This is a genomic window from Paucibacter sp. DJ2R-2, from assembly GCF_025717675.1.
Lineage (GTDB): Bacteria > Pseudomonadota > Gammaproteobacteria > Burkholderiales > Burkholderiaceae_C > Paucibacter_A.
On record NZ_JAJIRT010000011.1, the window covers coordinates 150,375 to 171,085 of the forward strand.

Annotated in this window: 24 protein-coding genes and 1 riboswitch; of the genes, 5 read left to right on the forward strand and 19 right to left on the reverse strand. The window is 62.8% G+C overall.

Annotated elements, in window-relative coordinates; all coding sequences use genetic code 11:
• The first annotated feature begins 31 nt into the window (after positions 1-31).
• The 4 genes from LNV28_RS21415 to LNV28_RS21430 all read left to right on the forward strand — a co-directional run bounded on the left by LNV28_RS21415 (position 32) and on the right by LNV28_RS21430 (position 2,607).
• Positions 32-310: a BufA1 family periplasmic bufferin-type metallophore gene (locus tag LNV28_RS21415; protein WP_263520131.1), complete on the forward strand. Its 279-nt coding sequence runs from the start codon at positions 32-34 to the stop codon at positions 308-310.
• Positions 311-330: 20 nt separating this feature from the next.
• Entirely contained in the window at positions 331-1,206 is an 876-nt protein-coding gene (locus LNV28_RS21420) for an MbnB/TglH/ChrH family RiPP precursor modification enzyme (RefSeq protein ID WP_263520132.1), read from the forward strand.
• Entirely contained in the window at positions 1,203-2,003 is an 801-nt protein-coding gene (locus LNV28_RS21425) for an HvfC/BufC family peptide modification chaperone (RefSeq protein ID WP_263520133.1), read from the forward strand. Before LNV28_RS21420 ends, LNV28_RS21425 begins: the two co-directional genes overlap by 4 nt.
• Positions 2,004-2,079: 76 nt before the next feature.
• Complete coding sequence (locus LNV28_RS21430; RefSeq protein ID WP_263520134.1) at positions 2,080-2,607, forward strand: DoxX family protein; 528 nt, start codon at positions 2,080-2,082, stop codon at positions 2,605-2,607.
• Positions 2,608-2,611: 4 nt separating this feature from the next.
• On the opposite strand, the gene tolA is transcribed toward LNV28_RS21430, so the two are convergent.
• The 19 genes from tolA to LNV28_RS21525 all read right to left on the reverse strand — a co-directional run bounded on the left by tolA (position 2,612) and on the right by LNV28_RS21525 (position 18,774).
• On the reverse strand, positions 2,612-3,544 hold the full coding sequence (gene tolA, locus LNV28_RS21435) for a cell envelope integrity protein TolA (RefSeq protein ID WP_263520135.1): 933 nt from the start codon (positions 3,542-3,544) through the stop codon (positions 2,612-2,614).
• Positions 3,545-3,551: 7 nt separating this feature from the next.
• Positions 3,552-4,004 (reverse strand): protein TolR, encoded by a 453-nt coding sequence (gene tolR, locus LNV28_RS21440; RefSeq protein ID WP_263520136.1) that lies wholly within the window; start codon positions 4,002-4,004, stop codon positions 3,552-3,554.
• A gap of 19 nt (positions 4,005-4,023) precedes the next feature.
• Positions 4,024-4,722 (reverse strand): protein TolQ, encoded by a 699-nt coding sequence (gene tolQ / locus LNV28_RS21445; protein WP_263520137.1) that lies wholly within the window; start codon positions 4,720-4,722, stop codon positions 4,024-4,026.
• Positions 4,719-5,201 (reverse strand): YbgC/FadM family acyl-CoA thioesterase, encoded by a 483-nt coding sequence (locus LNV28_RS21450; RefSeq protein ID WP_263520138.1) that lies wholly within the window; start codon positions 5,199-5,201, stop codon positions 4,719-4,721. The genes tolQ and LNV28_RS21450 overlap by 4 nt, the downstream gene beginning before the upstream one ends.
• Positions 5,198-6,403, reverse strand: a complete 1,206-nt coding sequence (locus LNV28_RS21455) for a pyridoxal phosphate-dependent aminotransferase (protein ID WP_263520139.1) — start codon at positions 6,401-6,403, stop codon at positions 5,198-5,200. Before LNV28_RS21455 ends, LNV28_RS21450 begins: the two co-directional genes overlap by 4 nt.
• Entirely contained in the window at positions 6,400-6,936 is a 537-nt protein-coding gene (gene nusB, locus LNV28_RS21460) for a transcription antitermination factor NusB (protein WP_411970007.1), read from the reverse strand. Before nusB ends, LNV28_RS21455 begins: the two co-directional genes overlap by 4 nt.
• Positions 6,933-7,406, reverse strand: a complete 474-nt coding sequence (gene ribH, locus LNV28_RS21465) for a 6,7-dimethyl-8-ribityllumazine synthase (protein WP_263520140.1) — start codon at positions 7,404-7,406, stop codon at positions 6,933-6,935. Before ribH ends, nusB begins: the two co-directional genes overlap by 4 nt.
• A 14-nt stretch (positions 7,407-7,420) precedes the next feature.
• Positions 7,421-8,521 (reverse strand): bifunctional 3,4-dihydroxy-2-butanone-4-phosphate synthase/GTP cyclohydrolase II, encoded by a 1,101-nt coding sequence (ribBA, locus tag LNV28_RS21470; RefSeq protein WP_263520141.1) that lies wholly within the window; start codon positions 8,519-8,521, stop codon positions 7,421-7,423.
• A gap of 48 nt (positions 8,522-8,569) precedes the next feature.
• Positions 8,570-9,709: a bifunctional diaminohydroxyphosphoribosylaminopyrimidine deaminase/5-amino-6-(5-phosphoribosylamino)uracil reductase RibD gene (gene ribD, locus LNV28_RS21475; RefSeq protein WP_263520142.1), complete on the reverse strand. Its 1,140-nt coding sequence runs from the start codon at positions 9,707-9,709 to the stop codon at positions 8,570-8,572.
• Positions 9,710-9,724: 15 nt separating this feature from the next.
• On the reverse strand, positions 9,725-10,717 hold the full coding sequence (locus LNV28_RS21480) for a recombination-associated protein RdgC (protein ID WP_263520152.1): 993 nt from the start codon (positions 10,715-10,717) through the stop codon (positions 9,725-9,727).
• Between the two features lie 100 nt (positions 10,718-10,817).
• Positions 10,818-12,101, reverse strand: a complete 1,284-nt coding sequence (locus LNV28_RS21485; protein ID WP_263569040.1) for a type IV pilus modification PilV family protein — start codon at positions 12,099-12,101, stop codon at positions 10,818-10,820.
• A complete protein-coding gene (locus LNV28_RS21490) occupies positions 12,070-13,380 on the reverse strand; it encodes a pilus assembly PilX family protein (protein WP_263520155.1) in 1,311 nt (436 codons plus the stop codon). Before LNV28_RS21490 ends, LNV28_RS21485 begins: the two co-directional genes overlap by 32 nt.
• A complete protein-coding gene (locus tag LNV28_RS21495) occupies positions 13,377-14,105 on the reverse strand; it encodes a PilW family protein (RefSeq protein WP_263520156.1) in 729 nt (242 codons plus the stop codon). The genes LNV28_RS21490 and LNV28_RS21495 overlap by 4 nt, the downstream gene beginning before the upstream one ends.
• Positions 14,099-14,680 carry a pilus assembly FimT family protein gene (locus LNV28_RS21500; RefSeq protein WP_263520158.1) on the reverse strand — a complete coding sequence of 194 codons (582 nt, stop codon included), beginning with the start codon at positions 14,678-14,680 and terminating at the stop codon, positions 14,099-14,101. The genes LNV28_RS21495 and LNV28_RS21500 overlap by 7 nt, the downstream gene beginning before the upstream one ends.
• A complete protein-coding gene (locus LNV28_RS21505; RefSeq protein WP_318013889.1) occupies positions 14,677-15,168 on the reverse strand; it encodes a type IV pilin protein in 492 nt (163 codons plus the stop codon). Before LNV28_RS21505 ends, LNV28_RS21500 begins: the two co-directional genes overlap by 4 nt.
• A 116-nt stretch (positions 15,169-15,284) precedes the next feature.
• Positions 15,285-15,827 (reverse strand): GspH/FimT family pseudopilin, encoded by a 543-nt coding sequence (locus LNV28_RS21510; RefSeq protein WP_263520160.1) that lies wholly within the window; start codon positions 15,825-15,827, stop codon positions 15,285-15,287.
• A gap of 121 nt (positions 15,828-15,948) precedes the next feature.
• Positions 15,949-16,392, reverse strand: coding sequence for a transcriptional regulator NrdR (gene nrdR, locus LNV28_RS21515; protein ID WP_263520161.1), 444 nt, complete (start codon positions 16,390-16,392; stop codon positions 15,949-15,951).
• A gap of 24 nt (positions 16,393-16,416) precedes the next feature.
• Positions 16,417-17,667 (reverse strand): serine hydroxymethyltransferase, encoded by a 1,251-nt coding sequence (glyA, locus tag LNV28_RS21520; RefSeq protein ID WP_263520163.1) that lies wholly within the window; start codon positions 17,665-17,667, stop codon positions 16,417-16,419.
• Between the two features lie 68 nt (positions 17,668-17,735).
• A riboswitch (ZMP/ZTP riboswitch) is annotated at positions 17,736-17,874 on the reverse strand.
• A gap of 48 nt (positions 17,875-17,922) precedes the next feature.
• Positions 17,923-18,774 (reverse strand): lytic transglycosylase domain-containing protein, encoded by an 852-nt coding sequence (locus LNV28_RS21525; protein ID WP_263520165.1) that lies wholly within the window; start codon positions 18,772-18,774, stop codon positions 17,923-17,925.
• Positions 18,775-19,038: 264 nt separating this feature from the next.
• Here LNV28_RS21525 and LNV28_RS21530 point away from each other — a divergent pair, with 264 nt between their 5' ends.
• Positions 19,039-20,616 carry a UbiD family decarboxylase gene (locus tag LNV28_RS21530; protein WP_263520167.1) on the forward strand — a complete coding sequence of 526 codons (1,578 nt, stop codon included), beginning with the start codon at positions 19,039-19,041 and terminating at the stop codon, positions 20,614-20,616.
• The last annotated feature ends 95 nt before the right edge of the window (positions 20,617-20,711 follow it).

Consider the following 20,711-nt stretch of genomic DNA (forward strand, 5'->3'; position numbering starts at 1 on the left):
CCTCTCCCTTTTCATTCATCAGGAGTAGTTCATGCAAAGCAAGCAAATGGTTTCTGCCGCACTGGCTGCCGTGTTCGCCATCGGCCTGGTCGGGCAAGCCGCCGCTCAGGACAAAACGGCCAAGGAAAAGTGCTTCGGTATTGCCAAGGCCGGTGAAAACGACTGCTCCAACCTCAGCGGCAGCCATTCCTGCGCGGGTCAGGCCAAGACGGACATGGCCGTCGAGGAATGGAAGTACGTGGCCAAGGGCAGCTGCAAGGCCCAGAACGGCCTGAGCGCCGAAGAAGCCAAAGCCAAGCTGAAGAAGTAAGGCCGGGCGGCTTCATCATCATGGCAGGCGGCCTGGTGGGCATGGGTTGGCGGCAAGCGCATTACGACGAGGTATTGGCCGCTGAGCGCAGCGAACCGGGCTGTGATTTTCTCGAAGTCCATTCTGAGAATTTTTTTGCCGGAGGTGGGGCCAGCTTGCAGGTCTTGATGGCCGGGCGCGAGCGCCTGCCTGTCAGTCTGCACGGTGTCGGCCTTGGCCTGGGGTCGGCCTGCGGCCTTGACCCGTGGCATCTGGATCGCCTGGTCGATTTGGTCGAGCGGGTGGATCCCATTCTGGTCTCGGACCATGCGGCTTTCACCCGCGCGCCTTGGTCCGGCACGCAGCAGAGCTTGATGCATGCCGGCGATTTGCTGCCCATCCCGTTTGAGCGCAGCAGTCTGGACTTGATGGTCCGTCATGTGCAGCAAGTGCAGGATCGCTTGCATCGGCCGCTGTTGGTGGAGAACCTCAGTGCTTATCTTGGCTGGCAAGTCGAAGGCGATGGAGCCATGTCCGAGCCCGAGTTCTTCAATGCTCTGACCTTGCGCAGCGGTTGTCGGCTGCTGCTGGATGTCAACAACCTCGTGGTCAATGCGCGCAATGCCGGAGCTGCTGCCGATGCAGCGGCTCAGCAGGCCACCAACTGGCTGCAAGCCCTTCGGCCCGACGCCGTGGGCGAGATCCACCTGGCCGGGCATCGCGAATTGCCCGATCTGGTGATCGATGACCATGGCAGCTGCGTGTCAGAGCCCGTCTGGCAGGTGTACCGGGCGGCGATTGCGCGTTTCGGCCCTGTGCCCAGCCTGGTCGAGTGGGACAGCGAGATTCCCGAATTGCCGGTCTTGCTCGCCGAGGTGGCGCGGGCACGTGCGGAAATGCAGGCGGCGCAAGCATGAGTGAAGCCATCCTCTTGCAGCGTCAGCAAGCCTTGCTGAAGGCTTTGACGGCTTCGGCTTCAGAAGCTGTCAGACTGATTCCGCAAGGCTTGCAGGCCGTGAGAGATGGTGATGCAGCGCTTGGTAAAGCGGGCTTGGCGCGCGGACTGCAGGCCTACCGGCTCAATGCGCAGGTGCTGGCTGACAAGGTGCTGGCGCAGGCTTTCCCCCGGCTCCGGCAAGAACTGGGTGAAGCCGACTTTGCGGCCATGGCCTGGGCTTGCTGGCGTCAGCGCCCTCCGCATTGCGGGGACCTGGGCGAATGGGGCGCCGTCGTGCCTCGCTTTTTGGCTGATCAGTCAGGGATGGAGCCCTGGCTGCCCGAGCTTGCAGAACTGGAGTGGGCAATTCACAGCCTGGAACGCTGGCCTGACGATGCGCTCGACCCGGCTTCCTTGGGTCTCATGGCGACGGCAGCGCCGCCGGACTACACCCTGGTTCTGCGCGCGGGTTCGCAGCTTTTGGAGCTCAGCGGAACGGCCTGGGGCGCTTGGCAGGGCGAACAGAGTCCACGCGACGACATGGATGCCGTGCAGCTTTTGCTCTGGCGCCCACGTTGGCGGGCTGAGCTGCAGCGGCTCGGTCCGAACGAAGCTGCGTTCATGCGGGCCTTGTTGCAGGGGCAAAGCCTGGAGCAGGCCTTGGATGCGGCGCAGCGAAGCGCATCGTCCGGCGATGCGTTTGATTTTGGAGCCTGGCTGCAGGCCGCGCTGAAGCAGGGCTGGCTGGGCTCCGCACGCCTGCTGGCAAGGCGCTGAACGACTCGCGCGCTCGACCTGCCTGCTGTCTTGTTCTTTCCGTTTTTTCTTGTTTCATCATTCAAGGAGCTACCTCATGGCGACCCCATTGATCGGCGGCCTGCGGGCGGCCCTCTTGTTCCTGATGGATGCCGGCCCGCGCCGAACGCTGCTTGCGGCCGATGCGCAGGACCCCGTGACGCCGCGTTTGCATGTCATCGAATGCCATGCCCAGGCACTGGCCAGCTTGCTGGCGCGGCTCTATGTGGCCCAGGTCTTCCTGCTGTCCGGTCTGACTAAATTGCGCGACTGGCCCAGCACCCTGGCCTTGTTCGAGGATGAATACCATGTGCCGCTTTTGTCGCCCGAGCTGGCGGCTTACATGGGTACGGCGGGCGAGCTGGTCTTGCCCCTGCTTCTGGCCCTGGGGCTGGGCGGGCGCTTCGCTGCTCTGGGACTGAGCGTGGTCAACGTCATCGCCGTGCTCAGCCTGAGTGAGATCGCGCCAGCGGCCCTCTTGGGCCATCAGCTTTGGGGCGCCTTGCTGATGACGCTGGCGCTCTGGGGCGCCGGCCCCTGGTCGCTGGACGCCTGGTGGGCCGCGCGCCGGGCGAAGCGCGCCTGAACCCTCACTCGCGGGGTTGGAAACTGATCACCAGCACCGGCGGTACACGTCCGTCGGTGTCGCGCGGCAGGGTCTCGGTCTTGTCGATGGCGCGCAGCACGGCCCTGTCCCACTCGGCATCTCCGCTCGACTTGAGCAGCTTGCTGGCCACAATCTGGCCACTGGGCAGGGTGCGCACCTCCACCTCGGCCACCGGGTTTCCTTCGGGTATGTCGGTGTAGATGATGTTGGGGCGGATGCGTGCCTTGATGCGACCGCCATAACTGGCTGAAGGGCCGGAGCTCTTGAGCGCTGAGCCCGTGGCTCCGGGCCCACCGCTGGCGCCGGCCATGCCTTGGATGCGGCGCAAGTTCTCCTGGCGCTGCGCCTCCAGCTTGGCTTCGCGTTTGGCATCTTCGGCCTTGGCTTGCTTCTCTTTGAGTTGCTTGTCCAGCTTCTCTTTCTTGAGCTTGTCCTCGGCCTCGCGTTTGGCTTGCAACTGCTTCTCGCGTTCGAGCTTTTCCCGTTCCTTTTCCTTCTGCGCCAGCTGTTTCTTGCGTTCAGCCTCCAGCTCGGCCAGGCGCAGCCGTTCGGCTTCCAGCTTCTTTTTTTCCTTGGCCTTGGCGATGGCAATCTCGGCATCGCGCTCGGCCTGCAGTTCTTCGGGGCTGGGTTGTTGGACCTTGGGCTCAGGCTTGGGTTCAGGCTTAGGCGGCTCGGGTTCCGGCTCAGGTTCGGGCTCGACCAGCTTGGGCGCGGCTGCTTGCGGCACGGCGGACCACAGCTCGGCCTCGAAGGCCGGCGGGTCTTGGGTGCGCCAGCTGACACCGGCGCTAAGTGCCGCCAGCAAGGCCGCATGGGCGACCAGGGCGAAGGCGAAGCCGCGTCCCATGCCAGGCGGGGCCGGCGGTCGCAGGGGATCATGCAGGTGGCGGGCACCCAGGGGCAGGCTGCTCATGAACGGATCAGGGGTTCCCGCTGTTGCTGCTGTTGCCGCCGCCATTGCGTACGGCCAGGCCGACGCGCTGAATGCCAGCGCTTTGCAGCACATCCATTACCTTGACCACGGCCTCGTATTTGACGTTTTTGTCGGCCGAGATCACGACCGGCGTGTTGCTCTGGGCGCCCTGGGCCTGGCGCGCGCGCTCGGGCAGCTGCTTCAGAGTCAGGGCTTGCGGCTCTTCCTGGTCCAGCTTGAGCTTGAGCTTTTCGTCCTGCCCGACGATGACGTGGATCACATGCTCGGGTTGCTGGCGGCTCTTGCCCACGCTGGGCAAGTCAACCACACCGGTGGTGATCAGCGGCGCGCTGACCATGAAGATGATCAGCAGCACCAGCATCACGTCGATGAAGGGCACCATATTGATTTCATTGATGGTGCGGCGGCGGGATCCGCTGCGCGAGGAGACGGCGGCCATGGTGGCGGGCTCCGCGTGCTCAGCGCGCCGGGCCGGCCGGCTGGGCGGGCAGGGTGGCGTTGCGCTGCAGGATGTTGGAGAACTCTTCGATGAAGGACTCCAGGGTGATGGCGCTGCGGTCGATCTGGCGCGCAAAGCGGTTGTAGGCGAGCACGGCGGGGATGGCGGCGAACAGGCCAATGGCCGTGGCCACCAGGGCTTCGGCAATGCCGGGTGCCACCGTGGCCAGGGTCACCTGCTGCACATTGGACAGGCCGACGAAGGCGTGCATGATGCCCCAGATGGTGCCGAACAGACCGACATAGGGCGAGACGGAACCCACCGAGGCCAGGAAGGAGAGGTTGCTCTCCATGGTGTCCATCTCGCGCTGGAAGCTGGCGCGCATGGCGCGGCGCGAGCCGTCCAGCAGGGCCGTGGGTTCGACCACGCGGCGTTCGCGCAGCTTCAGAAATTCACGCATGCCGGAAGCGAAGATGCGTTCCAGTGGTGCGCCGCCGACCTTGCCGTTGACGGCGGTGTAGAGCTCATTGAGGTTCTTGCCCGACCAGAATTCCTGCTCGAAATCCTCATTGCCTTTCTTGATGCGCGAGAGCGAGATCAACTTGCTGAAGATCACGCTCCAGCTGGCCAGTGACACGGTCAGCAAGGCGGCAATCACCAGCTGCACCGCCAGACTGGCGTGCATGATCAGGGCGACGATGGAAAGGTCTTGGTTCATAGAGCCACAACAGGTTTTTGGAGCGCCTCGATGACCGAGGCAGGAATACGGCAGGGTTTGAATTCGGCGATGGCGTCCGTGCCCGAGAGCTGGGCGGAGACGCAGCCAATGCGGATTTCGCCTTCTGCCAGCAAGCGTCGGCCTTGGGGGCCCTCGATGAAGGCCTGCTGAAAGACCAGCATGCTGGCACGGCCGAGTTCGCGCGGCTCGACCGTGACGAACAGCCAGTCATCCAGCCGCGCCGGGCGCAGATAGCGCACCGCGGTCTGGCCGACGACGAACATCACGCCCGCTTCATGGCGCATGGCTTCCTGGCCAAAGCCTAGGCACCGCAGCCATTCGGTGCGCGCGCGCTCGAAGAACTTCAGGTAGTTGGCGTAGAACACCACGCCACCGGCGTCGGTGTCCTCCCAGTACACACGCAGGCCATGTTCGAAGACTGGCGTGGCACTAGCAAGAGTCACGTCGTTCGCACTCATACGGATGCGATCCGGTAACGCGGCAGTTGCTCGGCCAGCCGGGCCACAGCTTCGCGCAAGTCTTCCATGCTGCTGGCGTAGGACAGGCGCAGCCAGCGTTCGCTACCGCTGCGACCGAAGTCGCGGCCGGGTGTCAGGGCGATCTGAGCGCTGCGCATCAAGTCAAAGGCCAAATCCCAGCTGCTGGTTTGGCAGTAGTCCGATGCATCCATCCAGACGTAAAAGGCACCGTCCGGCAGCACCGGCACGCGTAAACCCAGGGCTTGCAGCGCCGGCACGATGAAGTCACGCCGCTCGCGGAAAGCAGCGCGGCGCTGTTCGTAGATGGCCAGGCTTTCGGGCTCGAAGCAGGCCAGGGCGGCATGTTGGGCAATGCTGCTCGGGCAGATGAAGAGGTTTTGCGCCAGCTTCTCGATCGGCGCCACCAGCGCGGGCGGCAGCACCAGCCAACCCAGGCGCCAGCCGGTCATGCTGAAGTATTTGGAGAAGCTGTTGACCGAGATCACGTCCTCGCCCAAGCCGAGCGCACTGTGCTCGAAGCGCGCGTCCTGGCTCAGGCCGAGGTAGATCTCGTCGACGATGGTCACTCCGCCGCGGGCGCGCACGGCTTCAACAATCTCGCGCAAGGCCTCAGGCTCGATCGAGGTGCCGGTCGGATTGCTGGGCGAGGCCAGCAGCACGCCGCGGGTCTGCGCGGTCCAGGCCTCGCGCACCTGAGTTGGGCTGGGCTGGAAGCGTTGTTCGGGTCCCGCCGCTAGCAGCACGGCTTCGGCGTCCACCGCAGCGACGAAATGCCGGTTGCAGGGGTAGCAGGGGTCGGGCATCAGCACCTGATCGCCCGCCTCAAACAAAGCCTGGCAGACCAGCTGCAAGCCGGCCGAAGCGCCGGCAGTGATGACGATGCGCTCGGGCGCAATACTCAGGCTGAAACGCTGGGCATACCAGTCGGACAGGGCCTGGCGCAGTGTGGGCAGTCCCGTGGCCGGTGTGTACTGGGTGCGGCCGGCGCTGATGCAGGCCAAGGCCGCCGTTTGCACGGCCGCAGGCGCGGCGAAATCAGGCTCGCCGATATTGAGGAAGACCATGGGGCGGCCGCCCTGTGCAGGGTCGCAGACGGGGCTGCGCGCCAGTTCGGCGGCAGCCTTGCTGCACTCCATCACATAGAAAGGCTCGATGTGGTCGAGTCGGCCGGCCAGCTTCATTTCGAAGCGGAACTCCCGGCGCCGCCGGCCTTGCCGCGCGCGCTCACTTCAAGAGGGCGCAAGTCACCGGCTGCACGGTCGAGCACGCCGTTGACGTACTTGTGGCCATCGGTGCCGCCGAAAGACTTGGCCAGCTCAACGGCTTCGTTGATGGCCACCTTGTAGGGAATGTCGACGCAGTGCTTGAGCTCGTAGGCACCGATCATCAGCACGGCGTGCTCGATGGGCGAGAGCTCGGTGGTCTTGCGGTCCACATGGCGTGCCAGCACGCCGTCGAGGTCGGAAGCCTCCAGAATGCAGCCATTGAGCAGGGCGTCGAAATGGGCGCGATCGGCCTTGTCGAAGTCCTGCTGCTCGCGCATATGGGCGTCGATGGTGGCCACGTCATCGCCCGTGATCAGCCATTGATAGAGGCCTTGCAGCGCCGCTTCGCGCGAGCGACGGCGGGCCGATTTGGGCTGCACGCGCTTGCGCGGGGCGCTGCCAGTGGCGCTTTTTGCTTGGGGTGTGGCGCTCTTGTCGTTCGTGTTCACTGCAGGTCTTCCATCAAATTGGCCATCTCGACCGCCACACGGGCCGCGTCACGGCCTTTTTCCTCGGCGCGAGCCCAGGCTTGTTCTTCGTTCTCGACTGTCAGGATCGCGTTGGCGATGGCGATCTGGTTGTCCAGGCCCACCCGCGTGATGGCCGCACCGCTTTCGTTGGCGACCAGCTCGAAGTGGTAGGTCTCGCCGCGGATGATGCAGCCCAGGGCCACCAAGGCGCTGTAGTCTTGGCTGTCGGCCATGGCGTTGAGGGCAATCGGCACTTCCAGTGCACCGGGCACGGTGACATGGCGGATGTGGTGTTCGCTCACGCCCAGGGCCTTCAGCTCCGCCACGCAGGCTTCGGCCAGGCGGCTGGTGATGGCGTGGTTGAAACGGGCTTGCACGATGCCGATGCGCAAGTCTTGCCCGTTCAGCGAGGCTTGAGCCGCGGCGTGGCCTTTGTCCGATCCTTGCATGGTGTGCGCTTCTCTCAGGAGTTAGGGGTGGAGGCCTTGAAGCCGGTGACTTCCAAGCCGTAGCCGGTCATGCTGGGCATGCGGCGCGGGCTGCCGAGCAGGCGCATCTTGTGCACACCCAGTTCGCGCAGGATTTGCGCCCCGACGCCGTAGGTGCGCAGGTCCATCACTGTGCGAGGCGGCTGGGCGGGTTCGCTGGCTTGCAGTCGTGTCAGCAGGCTGCCGGCTTCTTCGCCACAGTTCAGCAACACGGCCACGCCGCAGGGGGCGGCGTGCAGCTCGGCCAGGGCGGCGGGCAGCGGCCAGGAGTGGGCGCTGGAGCCGGTGTCCAGCAGGTCGAGCACGGACAGGGGCTCGTGCACACGCACCAGCACCTCGTCACTGGCCGACCAGTGGCCCTTGCTCAAGGCTAGGTGGGTGGCGCCGGTGCGGTCGGTGTAGACGCTGCAGTCGAATTCACCCTGTGCGGTTTGCAGCTTGCGCTGGGCCACGCGGCTGATCAGGGTTTCATTGCGGCTGCGGTGTTCGATCAGGTCGGCAATGGTGCCGATCTTGAGCCCGTGTTCCTTGGCGAACTCGATCAGGTCGGGCAGACGGGCCATGGTGCCGTCGTCCTTCATGATTTCGCAGATCACCGCGGCGGGTGTCAGGCCGGCCATCTGGGCAAAGTCGCAACCGGCTTCGGTATGACCGGCGCGCATCAGCACGCCGCCGTCCTGGGCTTGCAGCGGGAAGATGTGGCCCGGCTGCACCAGATCGCGCGCCTCGGCACCGCGGGCCACGGCGGCCTGAACCGTGCGGGCGCGGTCGGCGGCCGAGATGCCGGTGGTGACGCCGGTGGCGGCCTCGATGGACACGGTGAAGGCGGTGGCGTGCTTGGTGCCGTTGCGGCTGGCCATGGGCGGCAGCTGCAGGCGCTCGCAGCGCTCGCGGGTGAGGGTCAGGCAGATCAAACCACGGCCATACTTGGCCATGAAGTTGATCGCCTCTGGCGTGACATGGTCGGCCGCCAGCACGAGGTCACCCTCGTTTTCGCGGTCTTCTTCGTCAACCAGGATCACCATACGGCCGGCTGCAAGCTCGGCCACCAACTCGGGGACGGGAGATATGGGCATAAACCCGATTGTAGGCGGGGCAGGGCCGCTCCAACTGGAGCGGGGCCATCAATCGCGCAGCGGCCGGGCCCGCAGGCGCAGATCTTCGCCCACGGGCGTGCATTCCTGCCATTGCCAGCGCTGTGCCTGGTCGAGCTGGTCGAGCGTCGGCAAGGCGGCCAGCTCGCGCCCTGGGCCCAGCAGCAGGGGCGCCATATAGACCAGCAACTCGTCGACCAGCCCGGCCCTGAGTAGAGAGCCGTTGAGCTTGTGTCCGGCCTCGACATGCAGTTCGTTGATGCCGCGCCGGCCCAACTCATCCAGCAAGGCCGCCAGATCGACCTTGCCGCCCGGGCTGGGCAGACTGATCAGTTCGGCGCCTTGCTCACGCAGCGCGGCGGCCGACGCATGCCCCTCCAGCGAGCCAAGCGCATGGCAGAGCAAGACCTGACCCGGTGGTGGTAGCAATCGGGCCGCGGGCGATATCTCCAGCCGGGAATCAACGATGACGCGCAGCGGTTGCAGCACGGTGTCGACCAGGCGCACATCGAGCCTTGGGTCGTCATCGCGCACGGTACCGATGCCGCTGAGCACCGCGCCCGCGCGCTTGCGCCAGGCATGGCCGTCCTGGCGGGCTGCCGGGCCGGTGATCCATTGGCTGAGACCGTTTTCCAGCGCCGTGCGGCCGTCCAAGGACGCCGCCACCTTCATGCGCACAAAGGGCCGGCCACGCTGCATGCGCGAGAGAAAACCGATGTTCAGCTCGCGTGCCGCTGCGTTCAGGGCTGTGTCGCTGATCCATTTAGCTTCCAGCCCGGCCGCGCGCAGGCGTGCCATGCCTTGGCCAGCGACTTGTGGATTGCTGTCCTCCAGCGCCGCGACCACGCGAGCCAGGCCGGCCGCGATCAATGCATCACAGCAAGGCGGCGTGCGGCCATGGTGGGCGCAAGGCTCCAAGGTGACGTAGGCTGTGGCGCCTTGGACCGATTCACCGCATGTTTGCGCGTCGCGAAGTGCCATCACCTCGGCGTGGGCCTGGCCCGCCGCCTGGGTGTGGCCCTGGCCGAGTAGGCGCCCATCGGGCGCAACGATGACGCAACCCACACGCGGATTGGGGTCGGTCAAGCCAACGGCCAGCTCGGCCAGACGAAGGGCATGGCCCATGGCCTCCTGCGGCGAAGCCAAGCTGGCCGGGCGAGGCAGGGCCATGGTGACGCCCACCGCTCAGTCCCAGGGCGCGGTTTCGAGGGCTGGGGCCGGGCTGCTGCTCAGGGCTACGCTCTCCGACGGCGGCAGGGCCGCCAGGGCTGCGCCGGCAGCGAAGAAGTCGTGCTCGCCGCCCAATCCCTCGATCAACTCAGGAATGAGCTTGCACAGCTCGCCGGTGGCCAGGGCCGCATCGGCATCGAAGGCTTCGTCCTTCTCGGGCGTGTCGCGACCTTCGAAAGCGAGATCCAGAAAGCTGATCTTCTTGATTTGCAAGGTGTCAGTGAGCATGAAGGACACGCGGTCTTTCCAGCTCATGGCCAAGCGTGTCGGTGCCTTGCCACTCTGCAGATGTTGGCGGACTTCCTCAATGTCCAGCGAATGACGGGCGTAGCGCACGACCGACTTCATCTCGTCTCCGCTTCTGAGTTCACACTCGCGGTCGATCGTGAAGCCCTCGGGCGGCACGCCGTCCATCAACCAGGCGGCCATGCAAACGGCTGGGGACTCGGCTGTCTGCACCAGGTGCAGGTTGAGGCCATCGAGCGCCTTGACCAACAGGGTGACGACTTCCTCGGCGCGACTGGCGCTGCCGGCGTCGATCATCAAGAGTTGCTGTGCGGGCGCGATCCAGACGCGGATCGACGACTGCTTGGTGAAGGCCTGGGGAAGCAGCTCCAGCGTGGCTTGCTCCTTCAGGTCCTTGGTCTGCTTCTTGCCGGGCTTGCGGCCGGTTTCCTGCTCGATCCGGGCCGCCAACTCATCGGTTCGCTTGCGGACCACCGATCCAGGCAGCACGCGCTGCTCCAGCATCAGCTTGAGCAGCCAATGGCCACCGATGTCTTCCACCAAAGGGGCATGGGGAATGCCGCGTGGTGAGGTCCAGCCCAAGGACTGCGCCTGAGTGGCACCGCACTCGACGAAGACCGATTTCTCTAGGCTTTCTTCAATCTGCTCAACCGTGGCTTGCCATTCCGCAGCAATGCGGTACACCATCAAATTCTTGAACACTGCAGTCCTTGCTTTTTCACTGGAGCTCGCTCGCTTGGGGCGCGAGCGGCAAAGCTTGGATTGTCACTCAGCTCGCGGTGTCTGGCGCTGACGGGTCCGCTTAACGAGGCTGCTGTTGGACGGTGCTGTTGTTGACGAAAACACCGTTTTCGGGGTTGATCGCTGCGCCCGCTGGGCAGCTGGCTGTTGCGTTGATGACCAGGAAGTTCTGACGCGACAGAGAGCCGGAAACTGCGTTGTAGTTCTCCGGATGTTCGCTGTTGCTGACGCTGCCGTTGCCATCATAGTCAGCGCTGTAACGGCACACTTTCTTGGCGTCGGCGCCGCCGCCCAAATTCAAGCCTGACAGCTCGAGTCGTCCTGACCAGATGCGTGGTGTGCCGTTGTTGGGCTCGACAAAGCAGTTGAAACTGACAAAAGCCATGGTGTTTGCTGCGCTGGTCGGCGCGTCATCGAAACACTGGTGGACCGGAGCACTGATCGCGCCGTTCAAGGTGCTGTTGACGATGCCGACATCGAGCGGCCAAGCCGTCCCGCCGGGTTGGGCCGGATCTGGCCTCGCCGCCGAGGAAAATTTGACCACGCCGCTGAGCAAATAGCCCACTGTGTTGTTCGAACAGCCGGCGACATCAGCCGCCGTCAGGCTGCTGTTCAAGGTTCCCATGGCCACGGTGCAGCGCCCCGTGATCACGCCTGTCATGTTGTTGAACACCCAAGCGACAGTGGCAGTTGGGGATGGCACGAACACGCTCGTGCCATTTCCCAGGTCCTTGGCAGCAACAGGAATGCTGACGCTGCGTTCAGCCGGGCGCCGAGTTGCTGAAGTGCTTGCGGGCAGGCCCAGCGAGGCGCCCAAGGCGGGGTCGGCTCGGGCAATGAAACTGTCGAGCATGACAAACTGTTCATTGCCTGCCCGGTCCTGCCATTGCACACGCACTCGGACTTCCCGCAAGCCGGCTTGTTGCTGCTCTTGACCCACAACTGGATCAGCCCAGTCAGCGACCGAACGGGTGACACTGAAGTCAGTGTTGCCGCCGGCTGAACTCGCGGCTGCCGAAACGACTCCAGCATAGGCTCGTGTCCCTGCCGGGCCAGATGCCGCCGCTTCTGCACTGAGTACGGAATAGTCGCGCAAGGTTTCCATCTCACCCTGTGCAAGACGCAAGGCTTCACCGCGCTGCAAGGCCTGATCGCTGCCGCGTCGCATGGTGCTTTGAATGCCCGCCAAGGCCACCATGCCGAAGGCCATGATCAGTAGCGCTACCAGCGCCTCAATCAAGGCAACGCCACGTTCTACTGTCATGGGTGTTCTGGGCAAGGCCGGTCTTGGGCTCTGATTCTTCGTCTTCATGTCAGTTCCACCAGCTTCCTGGTACGCGCACAAAGCTGCCGGTCTGGTTTTTCAGGGCGTCGATGATGGCGCTTCGGTACCACAAGTCCACTCGGCCAGACGCATCCATATCGCCTTCCACCAGCAGGGCGCCCTTGAGTAGGGATACATCCGCGCCGGCATTGGTCCATCGCAAGTCGCCGCGCGCATAGAGCAGCCCTGAAATGGTCATGGGGCCATCAATGGCGACATCGCCAGTGGCAATGATCACCATCGGGCTGGCGTCGGTGCCCAGGGTGATGTTGGCTTGCAGGACCAAAGGCCCCTCAATCCAGGCCATGCGAACGCCGCGGTTGTAGGCGGCCAAGAGAGTCCCGCTGCAATCGGCGCCAGCGGGGCAATTGACCATGCGCATGGCTGGCTGATCTCGATACTGGGGTGCCGTCATGCCGAAATACATGGAGAACATACGCGCTGCGCTGCTGCCGCTCAGGTTTGACTCGTTCTCGATGATGGCGGTCAAGCCAGGAGTGCCCGGTAGGCTGTCTAAGCGATCGGAGTAGGGGGTGAGCGTGGCAAGGGCAGGCTGTCCGCTGACCATGAGAATTCCAGCGCTGCGCGGATCGCTGTTGTGCAGGCCAAGCCCGGTGGCACCGACGGTCAAAGTGCCCTTGACCGTGAGTGGCGATGCAGGCGGGTTCTTGAGCGCACTGATGAGCGAGACATCCACTTCGGCGACCGTCAGGCTCAATAGCTGCGAGGCCATGGCAGTAGGATTCCGGCAATCGACATAGTTACCACTGCTACAACCATCGACTCTCAGTCGAACTGCGCCGGGCCGATTTTTCAGGGTCGGACTGGTGACCGGGGGTGGAATGATCGATACAGCAAAGCCCGGCTGCATGGTGTCGCCCGCGGCCACCGCAGGTGGGGCTGGAAGCCCTGCTGCACTAGGGTTTGGGCAGCGGCAGGCCCAACTATTTCCTGCGTTTGTCCGTACGCAGTTGCTGACATAGCCGGCGGCGAGTTTTTCGGTTATCGCGCGGTCGCTAGCGACGTTCAGATAGCGGTCCCGAAACCGTTCACTCGCACCGGCGGCTTCTCGGCAGCTCGCGTTCACGTTCAAGCCGTTGAGCATGGCAACCGTCCATTCAAGACCAGCTTCGGCGGCCTCGCTCGATACGCCCATTCGGTAATAGTTGCTGGCGATGCGCTGTTCGAAAATCATATTGCGATTGGCATAAGCCGCCATCATCGCCATGATGAGAAACAACACCATGACGACCACCAATGTGGCAGCACCGGTCTGCGTGTACTTTTGCTTGGGCCTCATGAGCAGGCCCCTGCGAGTTCATCATTTCGCACTCTGGCCGATACGTTCAGCTCGCGCGTGACCGCTGCGTCGTGGGCGGAGCGGCCCGCGATTCGAATGGCCACGCGACGTTGTTGTAGTTTCGGGCAGGTTCCTGCCGCCGGTGAACAAACGTTCTCGCAACTGTCGGCCAAGCTACTTTCTTGGGTGTTCAATGTGATTTGCAAGCCGGTCACGATCAGCACGCTGGGGTCCGTCATGGGTTGCCAATTGCCGCCCAAAAGGAACTTGATCACACCTTGTTCCAGCTTGAAGCCGAACAGCTCGGTACTCTCGTCCACCAAGTTGTCCTCGAGAGGACTGGCGTCGTTGAATCGTTCTTTCTGCTTCGAGTAGCTGTACTGGAGTTCGTCTCCACCCTCACTTTGAGTGACCGAAAGGCGCCTGATGTAGGGGTTGGCCACAGGGGCAACAAAGGGGCTACCCGCCGCTGCCGGTGCCCAAAGCCCATTCTGCGGCACGGCCCAGGAGCCGGCACGCCTGACTTCTTTGAGCATGAGATCTGCGGTAGCTCGCAAGTCTTGCTGAATCTGAGTTTCCAATGTGAGGAGGCGATGCTCGGCCACTTGGTTGGTCATCATCAAGCTGGCGCCGGCCACAACAATCATGCCGACGGTGATGCCAACCATCAGTTCGATCAGGCTCAAACCAGTTTGACGGCGTTTCGAGGCGAGTGAATTCAGCATGCGGGTGCTCCCGGCATTGAGCCATCAGGCGTGCACTGAGTCGCTCGGCCCATGGCATTCAGCTGTACTTTCAAGGTGAACCCACGGCCGCGCACGATGACCGCGAAATCGGGCACCGTGGGAGTCATTTGCGGATATAGAAATCGAACCCTGTCGACCGAGGACGCATCCCAGCTCCCCGTGGTCTGAAGACTGACTCCGGAATTCCGTGGCACCTGCGTCGTTCTGATTTCTCTGAAATTGGTGTACCCAGGGCCCAGAGTGTTGATGCATGAACTTCCTGCCCCGCGGGTGCACTCACAGCCGCCGATGGTCCCGAAATAGAGAATTGAATAGCAGCTCTGGGTCGCATCGCTCATGAAGCGCAAGCTTACCGACTCCAATGCGATGCCACTTTCAGAGCGCGCGTAGGCGAGATCGGTCGTCAACTGATCCGCGACCATTTGGACCCTACGCCGGTTCAACAGGTCTGCAAGAGATGGCAAAGCCAAACTGAGCAGCACACCTAGAACCATCAGCACGATCATCAATTCGACCAGTGTCACGCCACGGCGCTCGCGAAATGCGGCCTTCATTTGGGCCAACATTCTTGTTGATTGTCAGCACCAGCTTGGGTTTGGGCGAGATATCGCAAGCTTCCTCCCTCCATGCGCATGATCATGACGGCGCAACGAACATCGTTGGATTGGCTGCCCGAAGATTTGGCTTCCGCCTTGATCTGGAAGCCCGACACATACTGCGCAGGGTCACCGAGCCCGCTCAAGGTCAGGTCGTAGTTGCCGTCGGATGTGGTGCTCGAGGTAAAGCCCAAGTTGGACAGCGAATTCGAGTAGCTTGCGCGGTTGCTGCGCCAACGTTCCTGCGCTTGCGTGACCGCTGTCAAGGCTGCAATGGCGGAAGATCGCCGGCTCTTCATTGAATACTCGCGATACGAGGGCAGAGCGATTGCCGCCAGGATGGCGACGATCACGAGCGCGATCATCAACTCTACAAGGGTGAACCCTCGGCTCGTCTTGTACGGCTGATGATGCGTAAGGGCGCTGAGTCTGGACGGTGCTTGCATGAGAGATTATGTGAAGGCTGCCTCATATAAAGCCCCAGTTCAGGCGCCGTTTGTCGCGAGCGTTTGACCGCTAGTCGGCGGGACATTCACATAGGGGGGGCTCTCTCAGTGACAATCTAAGCGCACGCAGGCAGGTTGCCAATACCGGACGACAACGCGCAGCTGCGCACGCGACCGGCAATGCTGACAATATGCCGGATGCCCAGTCCGGAGGCCTCGGTGATGTCGATGCTGCCCGTACTCGTGACGGCGCCTTGTCGCGCATTGAAGCTCATGGTGCCCACATTGGCGCGTATGGTGATCCTGGTGCTGCTCGGCAGCCACTCGTGGCGAAGCACTTGTGCCTCACCGATGCACATGGCTTGCCCACTTTCATCGCAGCTGCAGTCGTTGGGGCGACCTGAGTGCAGCACGTAGCAGCTGCCGCCGGGCATTTGACGAAAACGGATGTGGTACTGAGCGGCGGCCATCACCGATTCGCTGCGAGCCTGTTTCAAGTCGGTCATCAGGGCCTGAGCCCGTAGCTCTACAGCCTTCCTCTGCTTCAACTGCTGCATGGCTGGCAGGGCTTGTGCTGCGAGCAGGGCAGAAACGACAAGTGCGAGCAGACTCTCTACACCGGAAAGACCGCGTTGCGAGACTGACTTGCTGTTGTTCATGACCGTCTCCTTTGCTGTGTGGGATGCAGCAAATTTAGGAGCTGGTGCGCTGGCTTTCTGTCACCCTGAGGGGGCGAATGGTCCCCTCCAAAGGGGGGGGCTCAGCGGGGATGGGGGGCAGTTAGATCTCGCCGATCAACTGACGGAATTCATCCACATCTTCAAAGCTTCGGTAGACCGAAGCGAAGCGCACATAAGCCACCTTGTCGATGCGCTTGAGTTCGCGCATCACCAACTCGCCCAATTTGGTCGAGGGCAGCTCTCGGGCGCCGCTGGTCAGCAGGGCTTCCTCAATGCGCAGCAGGGCGGCGTCGATCTGCTCAATGCTGACCGGGCGTTTGCGCAAGGCAAGTTGCATGGAGGCGCGGACTTTGCGAGAGTCAAAATCCGCACGCGTGCCGTCTTTTTTTACCACCACGGGCAAGGCAATTTCTGCTCGTTCGTAGGTGGTGAAACGCTTGTCGCAGCCAAGGCAGCGCCGCCGACGGCGCACCACATCGCCTTCATCGGATTCCCGGGTCTCGGCGACCTGGGTTTCTCCATGACTGCAAAAGGGGCAGCGCATCGGCGTTCCTTGACTGGGTCAGGCTCAGCGGTAGACGGGGAAGTCGCGCGTCAGCGCGGCGACCTTCTCGCGAACAGCTGCCAAATTGGCTTCGTCATGTGGCTTGTCCAACACGTCGGCGATCAGATGGGCTGTAGCGCGCACCTGCTCCTCCTTGAAGCCGCGCGTGGTCATCGCCGGTGTGCCCAGACGGATGCCGCTGGTCACCATGGGCTTCTGCGGGTCGTTGGGGATGCCGTTCTTGTTGCAAGTCATGTGGGCTGCGCCCAGGATGGCTTCGGCTTCCTTGCCCGTCAGGTTTTTCGGGCGCAGGTCCACCAGCATCACATGGCTCTCGGTGCCGCCAGAGACAATGCGTAGGCCTCGTTCAATGAGCGTATCTGCCAAGACCTTAGCATTTTTGACCACCTGGGTCTGGTAGGCCTTGAATTCCGGCGTCAGTGCTTCCTTGAAGGCCACAGCCTTGCCTGCGATGACGTGCATCAGCGGGCCGCCCTGGATGCCGGGGAAGATGGCCGAGTTGATCTTCTTGGCAATGGCTTCGTCATTGCACAGGATGATGCCGCCGCGCGGGCCACGCAGGCTCTTGTGGGTGGTCGAGGTCACGACATCGGCGTGCGGCACCGGGTTGGGGTACACGCCCGCAGCAATCAGGCCTGCATAGTGGGCCATGTCCACCATGAAATAGGCGCCGATCTCTTTGGCAATCTTGCCGAAGCGCTCGAAGTCAATGCGCAGGGAATAGGCTGAGGCGCCGGCGATGATCAGCTTGGGCTTCTTTTCACGAGCCAGCGCTTCCATGGCGTCGTAGTCGATTTCTTCCTTGGCATTGAGACCATAGGAAATGACGTTGAACCACTTGCCGCTCATGTTCAGTGCCATACCGTGGGTCAGGTGACCGCCTTCGGCCAAGCTCATGCCCATGATGGTGTCGCCTGGCTGCAGCAGGGCGAAGAACACGCCTTGGTTGGCTTGTGAGCCAGAATTCGGCTGCACGTTGGCAAAGTTGGCGCCGAACAGCTCTTTCAGCCGGTCGATGGCCAGTTGCTCGACCACGTCCACATACTCGCAACCGCCGTAATAGCGCTTGCCGGGATAGCCTTCAGCGTACTTGTTGGTCAGTTGGCTGCCCTGCGCTTCCATGACGGCGGGCGAGGTGTAGTTTTCCGAGGCGATCAGTTCGATGTGATCTTCCTGGCGCTGGTTCTCGTTCTGGACAGCGGCCCAGAGATCCGGGTCGACAAGGGCGAGGGTGGAAGTGCTACGGTCAAACATAGGGTGGCAATGCTCTAGAAGTGGAGTGCCCGTCATGCCAGGCATCGATTGAAAAAGATGCAGGCCGAGGAGGCTGCCCAGGCGAACGGCTGAAGTCGGTGTGAGCATCCGCCCATCACCGTTCGCGCTCCCCGGTGGTCCACCACCTCAGGCGGCCAGCGACACTCTGTCGCTCGGCCCTCTTGATCGCCAGTCGCGCGAAGCTTGGAGTGTAGCCTCAGCATACGGTGCCGCTCGCGGGCCAGAGGCAGCGGTTCAGCGCAGCTGTGCCACCTTTTCGTCGTCCAGCGACGTCTGCTCGATCAGCTTGGGCGCAGCCATGGGCGTGCTGGCCGGGCGGGCGGGTAAGGCTCGACCCGAGGCAACCGCCTTGAGTTGCTCTTGCATGGCCAGGACACGGCCGGTGTAGCTGCCTTCGTCGGGCAAATTGGCTGCACCCACGTAAAAACGAAGGCCTTCCTCGACGCTCCCCGCGCGTTGAATGCACTCCTTCAGCACCTGGACGCCCACCCGCAAGTTGGTGATCGGGTCAAAAGCGGCCAGATTGCCGCCGAAGGCCTCGTACTTGTCGTTGTGGACCTGGGTCATCACCTGCATCAGGCCTTGTGCGCCGACTGTGCTTTGCGCAAAGGGATTGAAGGCAGATTCAATCGCCATGATGGCCAGAATGAGCGTGGGTTCGACACGGGCACGTTGTCCCACCGTGTAGGCTTCCTGAACCAGACGGCTGATCGGCTCAGGGGCGACCTTGTAGCGCCGAGCCACCCACTGAGCGATGGCGGCTTGCTGGCGCGGCAAGTCCTTGGGGTCGACGGCCGTGGTGCGGGCAATGGCATCCGGTTCTTCATTGCCGGTCAAGGTGTTACCACCGGCGATGTCGCGGGCCTCCTGGCGTGCATGCAACCAGCCACGAACCTGGCCTTCCAGTTGCTGGCGCAATTCGGCCTGACTGGCAAAGGTCAGGATGATGGCCACGACAGCCAAACCGACGAGGGCCAGCGTGTTGTGGCTGACAACCAGCAGGCCTTGGCCGATGTCCTTGACAAACAAGGATGCAGCGGCACCTGTACTGCGGGTCAGGGATAAAAGATCACGACGCGCTGTCATGCGACTCCTTTCTTCTCTTCCACACCATCCAGTCCCCGGCCGAGGCCAAGGGGCTAAAGGTGCGGCAGTGATAATGGGTCGGCTCAGAGGGCGAAGTACGACGAGCGTTGACTTCGACCGGGCCGACGTCCATCGGCAGCGGGGCGTCTCCACCCTCCCAAAGGCGAAGACACGGGTTAACCCTGAAAACTCAAGGCAGGCGGATTTTAAGGGTCAAAAATAACCCGTCAAGCTTATAGACCTGTTTTTATATTACTGGATGTTATGAAGTACCGTGACCTGCGCGACTTTATTGGCGGTTTGGAGGCCATGGGTGAGCTCAAAAGGATTGAGCAGCCGGTGTCTCCTGTGTTGGAGATGACCGCTCTCAGCGACCGTGTGTTGCGAGCCGAAGGGCCTGCCTTGCTGTTTGCAAATCCCACGGGGCACCGCATGCCGGTGTTGAGCAATCTGTTCGGCACGCCTCGACGCGTCGCGCTCGGCATGGGGGCTGAGAGTTTGGAGGACCTGCGCCAGGTCGGTCACGTCTTGGCCAATCTGAAAGAGCCAGAACCACCCAAGGGCGTGAAGGACGTGGGCCGGCTCCTGCAGATGATGAAGTCGGTCTGGGACATGAAGCCCCAAACCGTGCGCCGTGCGGCCTGCCAAGAGCTGGTGTTGAAAGGTGCCGAGATCAATTTGAAGGACATTCCCATTCAGACCTGCTGGCCGGGTGACATTGGCCCCCTGATCACATGGGGCTTGGTCATCACGCGTGGTCCTCAGTCGGTGCCCAAGCCGCGCACGCGTCAGAACCTGGGCATCTATCGCCAGCAATTGATCGGGCGCAAGCAACTCATCATGCGGTGGCTGGCCCATCGCGGCGGCGCATTGGATTTCCGCGAGTTTGCATTGGCGAATCCGGGCCAAGCATTCCCGATTGCTGTGGCGCTGGGCGCCGATCCGGCCACCATCCTGGGCGCCGTCACGCCGGTACCTGACAGCCTGTCGGAGTACCAGTTTGCCGGCCTGCTGCGCGGCTCACGCACCGAGCTCATCGACAGCGGTGTGGGTGAGGGTGCTCGCATGCTGCAGGTGCCGGCCAGTGCTGAAATCGTTCTGGAAGGCTGCATTCCAGTGGCAGCACCCGGTTTCACGGGGTTCAGCGAAGACGGCATTGCGCTGAAAGAAAAGGGCGGCTATCTCCATGCGCTGGAGGGCCCCTACGGCGACCATACCGGCTACTACAACGAGCAAGATTGGTTTCCGGTCTTCGAGGTCACCCGACTGACGCGGCGCGAGCAGCCGATTTATCACTCCACTTACACCGGCAAGCCTCCGGACGAGCCGGCCATCTTGGGCGTGGCGCTCAATGAAGTGTTCGTGCCCATCTTGCAGAAGCAGTTCACGGAGATAGTTGACTTCTATTTACCGCCCGAAGGCTGCAGCTACCGGATGGCCGTGATCTCCATCAAGAAAGCCTACCCGGGGCATGCCAAGCGCCTGATGTTTGGGCTCTGGAGCTTTCTGCGCCAGTTCATGTACACCAAGTTCATTGTGGTGGTGGACGAGGACATCAATATTCGTGATTGGAAGGAAGTGGTCTGGGCCATTACCACGCGCATGGACCCGGTCCGAGATACGACCTTGGTCGATAGCACGCCGATCGACTACCTGGATTTCGCTTCCCCGGTCAGCGGTCTCGGCGGCAAGATGGGCTTGGATGCCACCAACAAATGGCCCGGCGAAACCAGCCGGGAATGGGGCAGGGGCATTGTCATGAGTGCCGACGTGCAGGCGCGCGCCGATCAGCTCTTCGAGACCCTGTTCGCAGCGGCACCCACGGGTTTATCCGGGCCTTGAAAGCGGGGCGGGGCTCGCCTACTGTTGCATAGCCTGTCTCAGGCACAACCTCTGGCGCAATCATTGCGCGCCAGGAGCCCTCGGGCACATCCCCC

What these genes read in the sequence shown, in the direction of transcription:
- LNV28_RS21415 (WP_263520131.1), top strand. Translation starts at nt 32, where the DNA reads ATGCAAAGCAAGCAAATGGTTTCTGCCGCACTGGCTGCCGTGTTCGCC.
- LNV28_RS21420 (WP_263520132.1), top strand. Translation starts at nt 331, where the DNA reads ATGGCAGGCGGCCTGGTGGGCATGGGTTGGCGGCAAGCGCATTACGAC.
- LNV28_RS21425 (WP_263520133.1), top strand. Translation starts at nt 1,203, where the DNA reads ATGAGTGAAGCCATCCTCTTGCAGCGTCAGCAAGCCTTGCTGAAGGCT.
- LNV28_RS21430 (WP_263520134.1), top strand. Translation starts at nt 2,080, where the DNA reads ATGGCGACCCCATTGATCGGCGGCCTGCGGGCGGCCCTCTTGTTCCTG.
- tolA (WP_263520135.1), bottom strand. Translation starts at nt 3,544, where the DNA reads ATGAGCAGCCTGCCCCTGGGTGCCCGCCACCTGCATGATCCCCTGCGA.
- tolR (WP_263520136.1), bottom strand. Translation starts at nt 4,004, where the DNA reads ATGGCCGCCGTCTCCTCGCGCAGCGGATCCCGCCGCCGCACCATCAAT.
- tolQ (WP_263520137.1), bottom strand. Translation starts at nt 4,722, where the DNA reads ATGAACCAAGACCTTTCCATCGTCGCCCTGATCATGCACGCCAGTCTG.
- LNV28_RS21450 (WP_263520138.1), bottom strand. Translation starts at nt 5,201, where the DNA reads ATGAGTGCGAACGACGTGACTCTTGCTAGTGCCACGCCAGTCTTCGAA.
- LNV28_RS21455 (WP_263520139.1), bottom strand. Translation starts at nt 6,403, where the DNA reads ATGAAGCTGGCCGGCCGACTCGACCACATCGAGCCTTTCTATGTGATG.
- ribH (WP_263520140.1), bottom strand. Translation starts at nt 7,406, where the DNA reads ATGCAAGGATCGGACAAAGGCCACGCCGCGGCTCAAGCCTCGCTGAAC.
- ribBA (WP_263520141.1), bottom strand. Translation starts at nt 8,521, where the DNA reads ATGCCCATATCTCCCGTCCCCGAGTTGGTGGCCGAGCTTGCAGCCGGC.
- ribD (WP_263520142.1), bottom strand. Translation starts at nt 9,709, where the DNA reads ATGGCCCTGCCTCGCCCGGCCAGCTTGGCTTCGCCGCAGGAGGCCATG.
- LNV28_RS21490 (WP_263520155.1), bottom strand. Translation starts at nt 13,380, where the DNA reads ATGAGGCCCAAGCAAAAGTACACGCAGACCGGTGCTGCCACATTGGTG.
- LNV28_RS21495 (WP_263520156.1), bottom strand. Translation starts at nt 14,105, where the DNA reads ATGCTGAATTCACTCGCCTCGAAACGCCGTCAAACTGGTTTGAGCCTG.
- LNV28_RS21500 (WP_263520158.1), bottom strand. Translation starts at nt 14,680, where the DNA reads ATGAAGGCCGCATTTCGCGAGCGCCGTGGCGTGACACTGGTCGAATTG.
- LNV28_RS21505 (WP_318013889.1), bottom strand. Translation starts at nt 15,168, where the DNA reads ATGCAAGCACCGTCCAGACTCAGCGCCCTTACGCATCATCAGCCGTAC.
- LNV28_RS21510 (WP_263520160.1), bottom strand. Translation starts at nt 15,827, where the DNA reads ATGAACAACAGCAAGTCAGTCTCGCAACGCGGTCTTTCCGGTGTAGAG.
- nrdR (WP_263520161.1), bottom strand. Translation starts at nt 16,392, where the DNA reads ATGCGCTGCCCCTTTTGCAGTCATGGAGAAACCCAGGTCGCCGAGACC.
- glyA (WP_263520163.1), bottom strand. Translation starts at nt 17,667, where the DNA reads ATGTTTGACCGTAGCACTTCCACCCTCGCCCTTGTCGACCCGGATCTC.
- LNV28_RS21525 (WP_263520165.1), bottom strand. Translation starts at nt 18,774, where the DNA reads ATGACAGCGCGTCGTGATCTTTTATCCCTGACCCGCAGTACAGGTGCC.
- LNV28_RS21530 (WP_263520167.1), top strand. Translation starts at nt 19,039, where the DNA reads ATGAAGTACCGTGACCTGCGCGACTTTATTGGCGGTTTGGAGGCCATG.